The organism is Burkholderia sp. USMB20 (genome assembly GCF_000949135.2).
In the GTDB taxonomy this organism is placed as follows: domain Bacteria; phylum Pseudomonadota; class Gammaproteobacteria; order Burkholderiales; family Burkholderiaceae; genus Burkholderia.
The window spans coordinates 165419-178655 of sequence record NZ_JTAN02000014.1 but is presented as its reverse complement, the minus strand read 5'-3'; the positions used below and the strand labels follow the sequence as shown (position 1 = coordinate 178655).

General features: G+C 68.7%; 12 protein-coding genes and 1 pseudogene. 6 read left to right on the top strand and 7 right to left on the bottom strand.

Features of this window, described 5'->3' with window-relative positions; genetic code table 11:
- Positions 1–57: 57 nt before the first annotated feature.
- Positions 58–867: a bifunctional hydroxymethylpyrimidine kinase/phosphomethylpyrimidine kinase gene (gene thiD / locus PL79_RS19200; RefSeq protein ID WP_044847949.1), complete on the top strand. Its 810-nt coding sequence runs from the start codon at positions 58–60 to the stop codon at positions 865–867.
- 18 nt (positions 868–885) lie between these two features.
- Here the strand turns inward: thiD and PL79_RS19195 are convergent, their stop codons facing one another.
- From PL79_RS19195 to tsaB, 4 genes are read right to left on the bottom strand one after another with little or no spacing between them, the layout of a single operon-like run.
- Positions 886–1845, bottom strand: a complete 960-nt coding sequence (locus tag PL79_RS19195) for a DUF1853 family protein (RefSeq protein WP_044847950.1) — start codon at positions 1843–1845, stop codon at positions 886–888.
- Positions 1842–2951 carry a uracil-DNA glycosylase gene (locus PL79_RS19190; protein WP_044847951.1) on the bottom strand — a complete coding sequence of 370 codons (1110 nt, stop codon included), beginning with the start codon at positions 2949–2951 and terminating at the stop codon, positions 1842–1844. Before PL79_RS19190 ends, PL79_RS19195 begins: the two co-directional genes overlap by 4 nt.
- Positions 2938–3438 (bottom strand): ribosomal protein S18-alanine N-acetyltransferase, encoded by a 501-nt coding sequence (gene rimI, locus PL79_RS19185; protein ID WP_044847952.1) that lies wholly within the window; start codon positions 3436–3438, stop codon positions 2938–2940. Before rimI ends, PL79_RS19190 begins: the two co-directional genes overlap by 14 nt.
- The gene (gene tsaB, locus PL79_RS19180) at positions 3435–4202 is read right to left on the bottom strand and encodes a tRNA (adenosine(37)-N6)-threonylcarbamoyltransferase complex dimerization subunit type 1 TsaB (protein WP_044847953.1); all 768 of its coding nucleotides are present in this window, start codon (positions 4200–4202) and stop codon (positions 3435–3437) included. The genes rimI and tsaB overlap by 4 nt, the downstream gene beginning before the upstream one ends.
- Before the next feature lie 147 nt (positions 4203–4349).
- Here tsaB and PL79_RS19175 point away from each other — a divergent pair, with 147 nt between their 5' ends.
- The 3 genes and pseudogenes from PL79_RS19175 to aceA all read left to right on the top strand — a co-directional run bounded on the left by PL79_RS19175 (position 4350) and on the right by aceA (position 8212).
- A complete protein-coding gene (locus tag PL79_RS19175; RefSeq protein ID WP_044847954.1) occupies positions 4350–4619 on the top strand; it encodes an acyl-CoA-binding protein in 270 nt (89 codons plus the stop codon).
- Positions 4620–4987: 368 nt separating this feature from the next.
- Positions 4988–6528, top strand: a pseudogene (locus PL79_RS19170) (DEAD/DEAH box helicase).
- A 376-nt stretch (positions 6529–6904) separates the two neighbouring features.
- Positions 6905–8212, top strand: coding sequence for an isocitrate lyase (gene aceA, locus PL79_RS19165; protein WP_044847956.1), 1308 nt, complete (start codon positions 6905–6907; stop codon positions 8210–8212).
- A gap of 229 nt (positions 8213–8441) precedes the next feature.
- Here aceA and PL79_RS19160 read toward each other — a convergent pair whose 3' ends face one another.
- Both PL79_RS19160 and PL79_RS19155 read right to left on the bottom strand, forming a co-directional pair.
- On the bottom strand, positions 8442–8876 hold the full coding sequence (locus PL79_RS19160) for a universal stress protein (RefSeq protein ID WP_044848000.1): 435 nt from the start codon (positions 8874–8876) through the stop codon (positions 8442–8444).
- 174 nt (positions 8877–9050) lie between these two features.
- Positions 9051–9956 (bottom strand): LysR family transcriptional regulator, encoded by a 906-nt coding sequence (locus PL79_RS19155; protein ID WP_044847957.1) that lies wholly within the window; start codon positions 9954–9956, stop codon positions 9051–9053.
- 154 nt (positions 9957–10110) lie between these two features.
- Between PL79_RS19155 and PL79_RS19150 the strand changes: the two genes are divergently transcribed.
- Positions 10111–10872 carry a haloacid dehalogenase type II gene (locus PL79_RS19150; RefSeq protein WP_044847958.1) on the top strand — a complete coding sequence of 254 codons (762 nt, stop codon included), beginning with the start codon at positions 10111–10113 and terminating at the stop codon, positions 10870–10872.
- A gap of 67 nt (positions 10873–10939) precedes the next feature.
- Positions 10940–12532, top strand: a complete 1593-nt coding sequence (aceB, locus tag PL79_RS19145; protein WP_044848001.1) for a malate synthase A — start codon at positions 10940–10942, stop codon at positions 12530–12532.
- A gap of 106 nt (positions 12533–12638) precedes the next feature.
- Here aceB and PL79_RS19140 read toward each other — a convergent pair whose 3' ends face one another.
- A complete protein-coding gene (locus PL79_RS19140) occupies positions 12639–13064 on the bottom strand; it encodes a gamma-glutamylcyclotransferase family protein (protein ID WP_044847959.1) in 426 nt (141 codons plus the stop codon).
- Between the last annotated feature and the right edge of the window lie 173 nt (positions 13065–13237).

Below are 13237 nucleotides of genomic sequence, written 5' to 3'. Positions count from 1 at the left end.
GCTACACTTCCTGTTTCCGTCCGTCGGCGCCGGTCTTCGAACCGGCGCCTTGCCATCATGACGCACCCGATACCCAACGTCCTGACGATCGCCGGCTCCGACTCGGGCGGCGGCGCGGGCATCCAGGCCGATCTCAAGACCTTCTCCGCGCTCGGCGCGTACGGCGCGAGCGTGATCACCGCGCTGACCGCGCAGAACACGCGCGGCGTGACCGGCGTGCACGCGCCGGACGCCGCGTTCGTGACCGCGCAGCTCGACGCGGTGTTCGACGACATCCGCATCGACGCGGTCAAGATCGGCATGCTCGCGAACGCGGCGATCGTGCACGCGGTCGCCGACGCGCTGCGGCGCCATGCGCCGCGCTTCGTCGTGCTCGATACGGTGATGATTTCGAAGAGTTCGCACGCGCTGCTCGCGCCCGATGCGGTCGACGCGTTGCGCGACGCGCTGCTGCCGCTCGCGACCGTCGTCACGCCGAACCTGCCCGAAGCGGCCGCCCTGCTCGGCGACACGCCCGCGATGACCGAAGACGACATGGTCCGGCAAGGCCAGGCACTGCTGAAGACCGGCGCGCGCGCCGTGCTGATGAAGGGCGGCCACCTGCCCGACGCGGCCGCAAGCCCCGACTGGCTCGTCGATGCGGCGCATGCGGTGCGGTTCGACGGCACGCGCGTGCCGGTCAGCAACACGCACGGCACGGGCTGCACGCTGTCGTCGGCGATCGCCGCGCTGCTGCCGCAGCGGCCCGATCTCGACAGCGCGGTGCGCGAAGCGAAGGTCTACCTGACCGGCGCGATCGCCGCGAGCGGCCAGCTCGACGTCGGCCACGGCGTCGGCCCCGTCCATCACTTCCATCGCTGGTGGTAAGCGCCGGCTGACGCGGCGTCAGTGGTCCTGGGCAGCGAACGCCTGCGCACGCGCGGGCCAGTCGTCCGGCACGATGAAACCGCGCGCCGTCTCCCGCCATACGCCGTTGCCGTCCTGTCGATGGACGCCGATCAGCGCGGGCGCCTGGCGCGCCGTCAAAGCGGACGGCAACTCGAGCGAACGCGCCAGCGGTTCGGGCGCGGCGTCGGCCGCCACCCGCCGCGGCGCGAGCCATGCGAGCCGCGGCAGCACGTTCCACGCCGCACCGTCGGGCTGCGCGGTGGCCCACGCCGGCCACTGCGCGTGCGTGAGCCAGAACCCGCGCGGATGATCGGCCGCAATTTCCGCGGCCACCGGCGGCAGCGGCACGCCGTGCGGATAGAACAGCCAGCCCTTGATGAACATCTGCGCATCGGACGGCGCGCCGTAGCCCAGCAGCGCGAACCCGTGGCGATCGCTCAGCCGCAGCTGATGCTCGAGCAGCCGGCTGCGCTTGCGGTCGAGGCGGTCGACGAGATTCGGCCCGACGAAATCCGCGAGCGACGCGTCGCCGTCGACCGGCGCGCACAGATAGCACTTGACCGCGAGTTCCCAGTGCAGGCGCAGCCCGCCCGGCGCATCGACGAGGAAATCGACCTCGCCGAGCGTCTTGCCGTTGCTGCGCAGCGGCAGGTTGGCGGCGACGAGCCGCAGCGACGGCCCGTGCGTGAGGAAATACTCGAGCAGGCATTCGGCATAACGGCCGAGTCGCACGGGCCGCAGCCCGTCGAGCGCGCGGTGCAGCGGCTCGGGCGCGGCATCGAGCGCGACGAGCCACGCTTCGACGGCCACCCGCTCGACCGCATCCGCCCACGGATGCGCGAGCGGCGCGCCGGGCGCGGCAGTGAGCAGGCTCGGGCTCGCGAGGAGCCAGCCCAGATCGCGGACCGCGGCATCGTGCAGCGTATCGACGAACGCGACCGCCGCGCCGCGCGTCATTGTCCGGCCGGCCCGTGCGCGGCGGCGCCCTCCGCCCGCTTGAACGTATCGCGCGCCAGGCACAGGTCGGCCCACGCCTTCGACTTGTCCTGCAGGCTGCGCAGCAGGTACGCCGGGTGGTAGGTGACGATCACCGGCACGCCTTCGTACGTGTGCACGCGGCCGCGCAGCGATGCGATGCTCGCGTCCGTCTTCAGCAGCGTCTGCGCGGCGAAGCGGCCGAGCGCGACGATCAGCTTCGGCTTCACGAGCGCGACCTGGCGCTGCAGGTACGGCTCGCAGCGCGCGACCTCGTCCGGTTCCGGATTGCGGTTGCCGGGCGGGCGGCACTTGATCACGTTGGCGATGTAGACGTTGTCGCCGCGCTTGAGCGCGAGCGACTGCAGCATGTTGTCGAGCAGCTTGCCGGCCTGGCCGACGAACGGCTCGCCCTGCCTGTCCTCGTTCTCGCCCGGCGCTTCGCCGATCAGCATCCAGTCCGCTTCCCGATCGCCGACACCGAACACGGTATTGGTGCGCTTCTCGCACAGGCGGCAGCTCGTGCAGCCGGCGACGCGTGCGGCGAGCGCATCCCAGTCGAGCATCGCGACCGGCGTTGCAGCAGGACGCGCTTCGGCCGGCGGCAGCGGATCGCCGGGCGGCGCCGCGTCGAACCACGCGAAATCGTCTTCGGTGAGCGGCGGCAGGTCGTCCGCGGCGGCGGCGGCCGGGGACGACGCCGGCCCGGCGGACGCGCGATCGTCGTCGATCGCGGCACGCGCGCCGCCGCCCGTTTCGTCGATCGCGGCACGCGCGCCGCTACCCGTTTCCGCAGCCGGTGGCGCGGAGCGCGCGGCGCCCCCAGCGGGCGGCGTATCCGCCAGCGGCATATCGCCGCGCGGGAACACGCGTGCAGGCGCCTGCGTGTCACGCGACTGCTCCGACGTCGGCCGCGACGCGGGCGCAACGGTTGCGGCCGCAACGGCGGACGCATCGTCCGCCGCGCCCGGCACGCCAACCGGCCCGGCCCCCGCGCCACCCGCTTCGGCGCCTTCCGCGCGCGAGCCGCGCCGCACCCAGATCTGCGCGAGCCCCATTTCCTCGAGCGCTGCTTCAGCCCACGCCATGCGCGTCCCCTTCGTCCTTGTTCAGCGTCAGACGCATCACGATCGCGTCCTCCCGGCTGCGATGCCGCGCCGGATAGTAGTTTTTGCGCCGGCCGATCGTCACGAAGCCGAAGCGCTCGTACAGATGGATCGCCCGCGGATTGGACGGCCGCACCTCGAGCAGCACGCCGTCGAGCCCCTCCGCGCGCGAGATGCGCACGGCTTCGCGCAGCAGCGCGAGGCCCGCGCCCGACTGCTGGGCGGCCGGCGCGACGCACAGGTTCAGCAGGTGCATTTCGTCGATCACCGGCATCAGCACGCAATAGCCGACGAGCGCGCCCGTCACGTGCCGCAGGCACACGCCGAAATAGCCGTTGCGCAACGAATCCTGGAAATTGCCGCGGCTCCACGGGAATTCGTACGCGACCTGCTCGATCGCGACGACCTCGTCGAGATCGGTGTCGGTCATCGGCGACAAATAGCGGTCGCTCAACAGGACGCCCGTCATCCTTTTGCTCCGTCCGTCTGCGCGGCACGCGCGGCCATGCGTTCGGCGGTGGTCTGCGCGACCTTGTCGCGCACGTATTCGGGTGCGGCCTGGTCGGCCGGCACCGTCCGGCCGGCGCGGAACGCCCGCAGCCCGGCATGCGCGACCGCCAGCGCATGCGGCAGCGCATCGCCGTCGATCACGGCCGCGGCCGCCGCGGCCGGCAGTTGCGCGCCGAACGCGGCGGCCGCGTTGCCCGCGAGCGTAAACGGCGCGTCGGGCACGCCGACGGCGCCCGGTGCATCGAGCGACGCCGGATGCAGCGTGCGCCAGTCGCCCGCCTGCTCGTCCCATGCGAAGTCGGCCCAGTACGCTTCGTCCATCCGCGCGTCGAGCGCGGCCAGCACGCGCGTCGTGCCGGGTGCGCGCAGCCGCGCGTGCTCGGCGCACGCGAGCAGCGTGCTGACCGGCACGACCGGCAGCCCGCGCCCGAACGCGAGCCCCTGCGTAATGCCGGTCGCGGTGCGCAGCCCGGTGAACGAGCCGGGGCCCGCGCCGAACGCGATCGCGTCGCAATCGGCGAACGTGAGGCCCGATTCGGCGAAGAGCTCCTGGATGGCCGGCAGCACGCGCGTGCTCGACACGGCGCCCGTCAGCTCGTGGCGGACCCAGGTTTGCGGGGTGGAAACGGCGTCATCGGCGAAAGCCGAGCGCAGCAGCGCGACCGAGCAGTATTCGGTCGACGTATCGATGGCGAGGAGCACTGTTTGCGTCATGGCCGACATTGTAATGCGGCGCCCCGCTCCCACGGGCGATCGGACCCGATCGCGATGCGCGCGCCGCGCGGCCGGCGGTTTGGAAGGATCGCTCGACCCCGCGCGGCGCGGCGCTTGTTAAGATCGCCCGACCTGAAACCCTTACGGAGACACACGATGAGCGAACTCACCGCCCAATTCGACCAGGCCCAGGTCGACGTCAAGCAACTGACCGAGCGACCGGGCAACCTGACGCTGCTGCGCCTGTATGCGCTCTTCAAGCAGGCGACCGACGGCGACGCGCACGGCGACAAGCCGGGCTTCACCGACATCGTCGGCAAGTACAAGTACGACGCGTGGGAAGCGCTGAAAGGCACGACCCAGGATGCGGCGAAGCAGCAATACATCGAACTCGTCGAATCGCTGAAGAACGGCACGGCGTCCTGATCTGTCCCGCCTGCCGCGACAGGCAATCAATAGGCAATCAAATCAGTGGCGCAGCGCAGCAAATATCTCTATAATGCTGGCTGCGTCACCTCCCGCGCTCGGCTCGCAAGCCGTTCCGGCCCGACGCCTCGTAGCGTTAAGCTCCAATCCGGTTTAGAACCTGTCCCCTCCTGCTTCGACCCTCGCGGTCGTCAACTAGGCTGGCGGCCCCCGCTCCAGAAGCGCGCCGCACCCAAAACAGCTTCTAATGCCTCATCCGCCGACGGTTCGGCGGATTGCACCCGTTTCCCGATTTGCTCGCTGAATCCGACGACTTGGGTATGCGCGATTGGCGCCGACGTTTCACCCACTGTGTTTCAAGGATTGTTATGACTTCGAGCATCAACTCCAGCCCGCTCAACGCGATCGCCGACCAGGCGCTCGGTCTCGAGAACGCCGCCGCACCGGCCGCGGTCGAACCGGCGTCGGACGAGCCGACTTTCGCGTCGCTCGGGTTGTCGCCGGAGATCGTCTCCGCGCTGCAGGCCGCCGGCTACGCCAAGCCGACGCCGGTCCAGCAGCGCGCGATTCCGGCCGGCATCGCCGGTCGGGACCTGCTGGTGTCGAGCCCGACCGGTTCGGGCAAGACGGCCGCATTCATGCTGCCCGCGATCGAACGTTTCGCGCAGCTCCAGAAGGCGCAGGCGCAGCAACCGCGCGCGCCGCGCGAACCGAACCAGGGCGACCGCCGTGCGCGCCGCCCGCAGCCCGTCGCCCGCCCGGGCCTGCTCGTGCTGACGCCGACCCGTGAACTCGCGATGCAGGTCACCACGGCCGCGTCGACCTATGGCAAGCACCTGAAGCGCCTGCGCACGGTCAGCATCCTCGGCGGCGTCGCCTACGGCCAGCAGCTGATGCTGCTCGCGAAGAACCCCGAGATCCTGGTCGCCACGCCGGGCCGTCTGCTCGATCACCTCGAGCGCGGCCGCATCGACCTGTCCGAACTGAAGATGCTCGTGCTCGACGAAGCCGACCGCATGCTCGACATGGGCTTCATCGAAGACATCGAGACGATCGTCGCCGCGACGCCCGAGTCGCGCCAGACGATGCTGTTCTCGGCCACGCTCGACGGCAAGATCGGTTCGCTGACGAGCCGCCTGCTGAAGGATCCGGAACGCATCGAGATCCAGCAGCGCCTCGAGTCGCGCGCGAACATCGCTCAGACCGTGCATTACGTCGACGACCGCGACCACAAGGACCGCCTGCTCGATCACCTGCTGCGCGACGACGCGCTCGACCAGGCGATCATCTTCACGGCGACCAAGATCGATGCCGACCAGCTCGCCGGCCGTCTCGCCGACGCCGGCTTCGAATCGGCCGCGCTGCACGGTGACCTGCCGCAGGGCGCGCGCAACCGCACGATCCGTGCGCTGCGCGAGCGCCGTGTGCGCGTGCTGGTCGCGACCGACGTCGCAGCCCGCGGCATCGACATCCCGGGCATCACGCACGTGTTCAACTACGACCTGCCAAAGTTCGCGGAAGACTACGTGCACCGTATCGGCCGTACGGGCCGTGCCGGCCGTTCGGGCACCGCGGTGAGCCTCGTGCACCACGCCGAGCAAGGCGCGCTCAAGCGCATCGAGCGCTTCGTGCGCTCGCCGCTGCCGGTCAACGTGATCGAAGGCTTCGAGCCCCGCAAGGCACCCCCGCGCAACGATCGCGGCACCGGCGGCCGCGGCCGTCCGGGCGGCGGTAACGGCGGTCGTCGTTTCGGCGGCAAGCCGGGCGGCGGTCATGGCGGCAACGGCCGCAGCTACGGCGGCGGCAATGGCGGCGGCTGGAGCGGCAAGCCGGCGGCAGCCGTGACGGCGGCCCGCGTCGCGACGGCCAGCGCAGCGGCGGCCCGCGTCGCAGCAATTCGGCGTCGTAAGCACGCCCCGGCGCCCCGTGCCGCCCGCCCATCCGGCAAACCGGCGCACCGCGCCGGTTTTTTTTCGTCCCGCGCCAAATTTCACGATGCGGAAAATTTTTTTGCGTCGTAAAAAATCATGCTGCGCGGCACAACCTTACAATTGCGAGATGGGAAAAATCGTTTCTCATTGCGAAACACAAAACACAAGTTATTGATTAACAACGATTAAAAAGTTTCAAACTTCCTGGTATAGCCCCTGTTTCACTCGGATCGGTTTGCCTAGACTCTTATACAAGACTTCTCAAAGCGGCACGCACCGCGCCCCGCTTCGAGAACAGCATCAGCACCGTCCGATTCGACCGATCTGGCAACACACCGCATCAAGGAGCTCATCATGTCGCGACAGCAACAGGCACAGGAACTGCAAAAGCAATGGGAAACCGATCCGCGCTGGAAGGGCATCAAGCGCAGCTACACGGCTGAGGACGTGGTGCGCCTGCGCGGCTCGATCGCCGTCGAGCACACGCTGGCCAAGCGCGGCGCGGAAAAGCTGTGGCGCCTCATCAACGAAGAGCCGTTCGTCAACGCACTCGGTGCGCTGACCGGCAACCAGGCGATGCAGCAGGTGAAGGCCGGCCTGAAGGCGATCTACCTGTCGGGCTGGCAAGTGGCCGGCGACGCGAACGTCGCGGGCGAAATGTACCCGGACCAGTCGCTGTACCCGGCGAACTCGGTTCCGCTCGTCGTCAAGCGCATCAACAACACGCTGACGCGCGCCGACCAGATCCAGTGGTCGGAAGGCAAGAATCCGGGCGACGAAGGCTACGTCGATTTCTTCGCGCCGATCGTCGCGGACGCGGAAGCCGGCTTCGGCGGCGTGCTGAATGCGTTCGAACTGATGAAAGCGATGATCGAGGCCGGCGCCTCGGGCGTGCACTTCGAGGATCAGCTCGCGTCGGTGAAGAAGTGCGGCCACATGGGCGGCAAGGTGCTGGTGCCGACCCGCGAAGCGGTCGCGAAGCTGTCGGCGGCGCGTCTCGCGGCCGACGTGATGGGCACGCCGACCGTGCTGGTCGCGCGGACCGACGCGGAAGCGGCGGACCTGATCACGTCCGACATCGACGACAACGACAAGCCGTTCCTGACGGGTGAGCGCACGGTCGAAGGCTTCTTCCGCACGAAGCCGGGCATCGGGCAGGCGATCTCGCGCGGCCTCGCGTATGCGCCGTACGCCGATCTCGTCTGGTGCGAGACGGGCAAGCCGGATCTCGAGTACGCGAAGAAGTTCGCGGAAGCGATCCACAAGGAGTTCCCCGGCAAGATGCTGTCGTACAACTGCTCGCCGTCGTTCAACTGGAAGAAGAACCTCGACGACGCGACGATCGCGAAGTTCCAGAAGGAACTCGGCGCGATGGGCTACAAGTTCCAGTTCATCACGCTGGCCGGCTTCCATGCGCTGAACTACTCGATGTTCAACCTCGCGCACGGCTATGCCCGCACGCAGATGAGCGCGTTCGTCGAACTGCAGCAGGCCGAGTTCGCGGCGGCCGACAAGGGCTTCACGGCCGTCAAGCACCAGCGCGAAGTCGGCACCGGCTACTTCGACGCGGTCACGCAGACGGTCGAGCGGGAAGCCTCGACGACCGCGCTGCACGGCTCGACCGAAGACGAACAGTTCTTCGACGGCAAGAAGGTCGCGTAACGCGCGCAAGCGTCACGCCGATGCCGGCCCGTCACGCGACGGCGCGGCATCGGCGGCACCGGACAACAATCAGGGAGGAGACGGCTGGCGCGCGATCGACGTCGCGCGACCGGTCGCGCGCGGCCAGTGGCCGCCAGCAACGACGCGCGCCGGCTTCGTCCGGCGCGCCCTTTTTTCAGCGGCACCGCCGTGCTGTCGCCCGGGCGGCTACGAACGACGGGCGCCGCGTCTATCGATAGACGATCACCGGAATTTTCGTATGGGTCAGCACGCGCTGCGTTTCGCTGCCGATCAGCAGGCTGCCGAGCCCGCGGCGTCCGTGGGACGCCATGAAGATCACGTCGCAGCCGCCACGTTCGGCCGCCTCGATGATGCCGAGGTACGGCGACGGATGCACGCTCGTCCAGCTGTCGCAATCGACGCCGGCCGCCTTCGCGGCTGCCTGCACGTCGTCCAGGTGCGCGCGCGCCTCGCGCTCGCTGCGCGCGCGGAAATCGGCGGGCGGCTCGATGATCACTTCGGAAAACGGCGAGTACGGATACTGCGGCAGGCACGCATAGGCCGTGACCCGCGCGCCGACCGCGCGCGCCAGGTCGATCGCGCCGTCGATCGCCTTCTGCGACAGTTCGGAACCGTCGGTTGGAACGAGGATGTGCCGGAACATCGCGCCCTCCTGCGTCAGACGCACCGCGCGCACCGCGAACCCATGCGGGCCGGCTCCGGCGCGTCGCGCATGCCAGTTTCGATTGTAGTGCGCGAAACCGGGCGACCGGCGCCGGCAGCGGGTTCGCCCTCATATCGGAAACGCGCGGGCCGGTGCGCCCTGCTCGCCCCCGCCCTACTCGCCCCAATACCCCGGCCGTTCGTACGTATGTTTCAGGTAATCGAGAAACAGCCGCACGCGCAGCGGCAGGTGACGGCGCTGCGGAAACACCGCGTGGATGCCGATCGGTGGCGCCGCGAATGCGTCGAGCACGGTGACGAGGCGGCCGGCCGCGATATCGTCGCCGACCTCCCACCACGATCGCCATGCCAGGCCGTAGCCGGCGAGGCACCATTCGTGCAGCACCGCGCCGTCCGAGCATTCCATCGTGCCGTTCACGCGGATCGACACCACCTTGTCGCCCTCCTGGAACGCCCAGCCACGCTGCTGGTTCGCATTCGCGGCAAGCGCGAGGCAGTTGTGGCGCGCGAGTTCCGCAAGCGTGGCCGGCGTGCCGCGCCGCGCGAGATACGCGGGGGACGCGACGCACACGCGCCGGTTCTCGCCGAGCTTCAGCGACACCAGCGACGAATCGGGCAGCTCGCCGAGCCGCACCGCGCAATCGAACCCTTCGTTGACGAGGTCGACCATCCGGTCGGACAGGTCGAGCGTGACCGACACGTCCGGATGCGCGCCGCTGAACTCGGGCACGAGCGGCGCGACGTGGCGCCGCCCGAAGCCGGCCGGCGCGGAAATGCGCAGGTGGCCGCTCGCCTTCACGCCGCCGGCGGACACGCTCGCCTCCGCGTTCTGCATGTCGTTGATGATCCGCTGGCAATCCTCGAGGAAGGCCGAACCCTCGAAGGTCAGCGTGAGCTTGCGCGTGGTCCGCACCAGCAGCTTCACGCCGAGCCGCTCCTCGAGCGCGTCGAGGCGGCGGCCGATAATCGCCGGCGCGACGCCTTCCGCATGCGCGGCCGCCGACAGGCTGCCCTTCGCCGCGACCGCGGCGAACGTTTCGATCTGTTTGAACCGGTCCATGACTCGCAAGGGCGGCGTTCCCGCCCTTCAAATAGCTTGAGCGGTCAAGATTAGGTATATGAAAGTAAAAGATCAAGTGATGCTTAGCGTCTTTTTTAGCACTGACGAGCACGAATAAAATCGTTTCCGACCTCTGAAACTGGAGCGCAAGGCTATGTCGGCCACAACGACACTCTCCTCTCCCGACGCAATCCTCTTCGATGCATTCGGCACGTTGTTCGACGTGCATGCGGTCGTGGCCGCGGCAGAGCAGATGTTTCCCGGTCACGGGGACCGGTTGTCGCGGCTGTGGCGACGCAAGCAAATCGAATACTCGCAATTGCGCACGCTCGCCGATCCGTCCGGCGCCCGCTATCGCCCGTTCCGCGACATCACGCTCGACGCGTTGCGGTTCGCCGCGCGCAGGCTCGGGCTCGCGCTGAACAGCGCGGCCGAGAAGCGGCTGATGGACGAATACGCGTGCCTGTCCACCTATCCCGACACGGTGCCCGCGCTGCGCAAGCTGCGCGCGCTCGACCCGCGCCCGCCGCTCGCGATCCTGTCGAACGGCAACCCGGAGATGCTCGACATCGCGATCAAGAGCGCCGGCATGACCGGCCTGTTCGATCGCGTGCTGTCGGCCGACGCGGTACGCGCGTACAAGCCGAGCCCGGTCGCGTACGCACTCGGCACCGCCGCGTTCGGCGCGAACCCGCGCGACATCGTGTTCGTGTCGTCGAACGCCTGGGACGTCGCGGGGGCCGCCTGGTTCGGCTACACGACGTTCTGGCTCAACCGCACGGGTGCGCCCGCCGAGGAACTCGGCGCGCCGCCCGACGGCACCGGCAGCGGCATGGCCGACCTGCTCGCATTCCTCGCCACCCCGGCTCCGTCCGGCAGACCCGCGAACCGCGCGCGCCCCGGCCCGGGCGCATGACGTTCGCTGCGCTGCCGCCTTCCCCCTTCACCGAAACCGCAACTGACCGACCAAGGAGATGAGACTCATGAGCACCCCGATCACGCTGCCGCAAGGCATGGCGATCACCGGCGAAATCAAGCCGGGTTACGAAGCGATCCTGACGCCTGAAGCACTCGCGCTCGTCGCGGCGCTGCACCGCGCGTTCGAGCCGCGCCGCCAGGCGCTGCTGCAGGCCCGCGTCGAACGCACCAAGCGCCTCGACGCCGGCGAGCGCCCCGATTTCCTGGCCGACACGAAGGCGATCCGCGAGGGCGACTGGAAGGTCGCGCCGCTGCCGGCCGACCTGCAATGCCGCCGCGTCGAGATCACCGGCCCCGTCGAGCGCAAGATGATCATCAACGCGCTGAACTCGGGCGCCGATTCGTACATGACGGACTTCGAGGATTCGAACGCGCCGAGCTGGACGAACCAGATCGACGGCCAGATCAACCTGAAGGACGGGGTGCGCCGCACGATCTCGCTCGAACAGAACGGCAAGTCGTACCAGCTGAACGACAAGGTCGCGACGCTGATCGTGCGTCCGCGCGGCTGGCATCTCGACGAGAAGCACGTGACGGTCGACGGCCAGCGCGTGTCCGGCGGCATCTTCGATTTCGCGCTGTTCCTGTTCCACAACGCGAAGGAACTGATCGCGCGCGGCTCGGGCCCGTACTTCTACCTCCCGAAGATGGAAAGCCATCTCGAAGCGCGCCTGTGGAACGACATCTTCGTCGCGGCACAGGAGGCAGTCGGCGTGCCGCGCGGCACGATCCGCGCGACGGTGCTGATCGAGACGATCCTCGCCGCGTTCGAGATGGACGAGATCCTGTACGAACTGCGCGAACACAGCTCGGGCCTGAACGCCGGCCGCTGGGATTACATCTTCTCGGCGATCAAGAAGTTCAAGAACGACCGCGACTTCTGCCTGGCCGATCGCTCGAAGATCACGATGACGGTGCCGTTCATGCGCGCGTACGCGCTGCTGCTGCTGAAGACCTGTCACAAGCGCAACGCGCCGGCGATCGGCGGGATGGCTGCGCTGATTCCGATCAAGAACGATCCGGAAGCGAACGACAAGGCGATGGGCGGCGTGCGTTCGGACAAGGCCCGCGACGCGACCGACGGCTACGACGGTGGCTGGGTCGCGCACCCGGGCCTCGTGCCGATCGCGATGGAGGAATTCGTCAAGGTGCTCGGCGACAAGCCCAACCAGATCGCGAAGCAACGCGACGACGTGCAGATCGAAGGCAAGAACCTGCTCGACTTCCAGCCTGAAGCGCCGATCACCGAAGCCGGCCTGCGCAACAACATCAACGTCGGCATCCACTATCTCGGCGCCTGGCTCGACGGCAACGGCTGCGTGCCGATCCACAACCTGATGGAAGACGCGGCGACCGCCGAGATCTCCCGCTCGCAGGTGTGGCAGTGGATCCGCTCGCCGAAGGGCGTGCTCGACGACGGCCGCAAGGTCACCGCCGAGCTCGTGCGCGAATTCGCGAAGGCCGAGCTCGACAACGTGAAGCGGTCGGTCGGCGGCAACACGCAGCCGTACGAGCGTGCCGCGGCGATCTTCGAACAGATGTCGACGTCGGAAGGCTTCACCGAATTCCTGACGCTGCCGCTGTACGAGGAAATCTGACGACGCGGGCCGGGTCGCCTGGTCCTGCCCGCCGCCGGTCGCGCAACACGGCGGCATGAAAAAAGCGCCCCGCGGGGCGCTTTTCCTTTGCGGGGCAGCGGGTTCTCTATGCGGATGCGGCGGCGGCTTCCCGCTCGCGCCGGTGCTGGACCCAGTCGCCCGACACGATGCGCGGACGGTCGGCTGCCGCATGCGCGGCGACCGGATAGTAGACGCACGCATACGGACGACCGCCGAGTTCGACGGTCACCGGCTCCTGCCGGAACAGTGTGTCGACACCCGGATAGACGCGCTCGATCTCGTCGAGCACGGGCACCAGTCGCTCGTCGACCTCGTAGACGTCGCCCCACACGAGCGACCGGCCGGCCGGCCCGGGCACCATGCCCGGATACGTGCCGAAATCGTACAGTTCGCCCGGCAGTGCGACCGCCCCGAGCAGCGTCGGCGCGGCGATCCCGTGCCGCGCGGCCGCCTCGCCGATGTCGTTGGCTTCTCCCGCTCTCAACGTGCCGTAGACGAATACATGGCGCATCGTGGTCCTCCTCTTCGATTCAGGTGTTGCCGTGCCGGGCCGTCGCGGCCGTGCCGCGGGCGCCGGCGTCGTTGGGGCGCTGCTTGTGCGAAAACGCGCCCGCATCGATAGACCGCGCCGGCGGCACGATGGTTCTTTTCGGCGCGACGCATCACGCTGGCCCGGGCTTGCGC

What these genes read in the sequence shown, in the direction of transcription:
- thiD (WP_044847949.1), top strand. Translation starts at nt 58, where the DNA reads ATGACGCACCCGATACCCAACGTCCTGACGATCGCCGGCTCCGACTCG.
- aceA (WP_044847956.1), top strand. Translation starts at nt 6,905, where the DNA reads ATGTCGCGACAGCAACAGGCACAGGAACTGCAAAAGCAATGGGAAACC.
- PL79_RS19190 (WP_044847951.1), bottom strand. Translation starts at nt 2,951, where the DNA reads ATGGCGTGGGCTGAAGCAGCGCTCGAGGAAATGGGGCTCGCGCAGATC.
- tsaB (WP_044847953.1), bottom strand. Translation starts at nt 4,202, where the DNA reads ATGTCGGCCATGACGCAAACAGTGCTCCTCGCCATCGATACGTCGACC.
- PL79_RS19155 (WP_044847957.1), bottom strand. Translation starts at nt 9,956, where the DNA reads ATGGACCGGTTCAAACAGATCGAAACGTTCGCCGCGGTCGCGGCGAAG.
- PL79_RS19195 (WP_044847950.1), bottom strand. Translation starts at nt 1,845, where the DNA reads ATGACGCGCGGCGCGGCGGTCGCGTTCGTCGATACGCTGCACGATGCC.
- rimI (WP_044847952.1), bottom strand. Translation starts at nt 3,438, where the DNA reads ATGACGGGCGTCCTGTTGAGCGACCGCTATTTGTCGCCGATGACCGAC.
- PL79_RS19175 (WP_044847954.1), top strand. Translation starts at nt 4,350, where the DNA reads ATGAGCGAACTCACCGCCCAATTCGACCAGGCCCAGGTCGACGTCAAG.
- PL79_RS19140 (WP_044847959.1), bottom strand. Translation starts at nt 13,064, where the DNA reads ATGCGCCATGTATTCGTCTACGGCACGTTGAGAGCGGGAGAAGCCAAC.
- PL79_RS19150 (WP_044847958.1), top strand. Translation starts at nt 10,111, where the DNA reads ATGTCGGCCACAACGACACTCTCCTCTCCCGACGCAATCCTCTTCGAT.
- PL79_RS19160 (WP_044848000.1), bottom strand. Translation starts at nt 8,876, where the DNA reads ATGTTCCGGCACATCCTCGTTCCAACCGACGGTTCCGAACTGTCGCAG.
- aceB (WP_044848001.1), top strand. Translation starts at nt 10,940, where the DNA reads ATGAGCACCCCGATCACGCTGCCGCAAGGCATGGCGATCACCGGCGAA.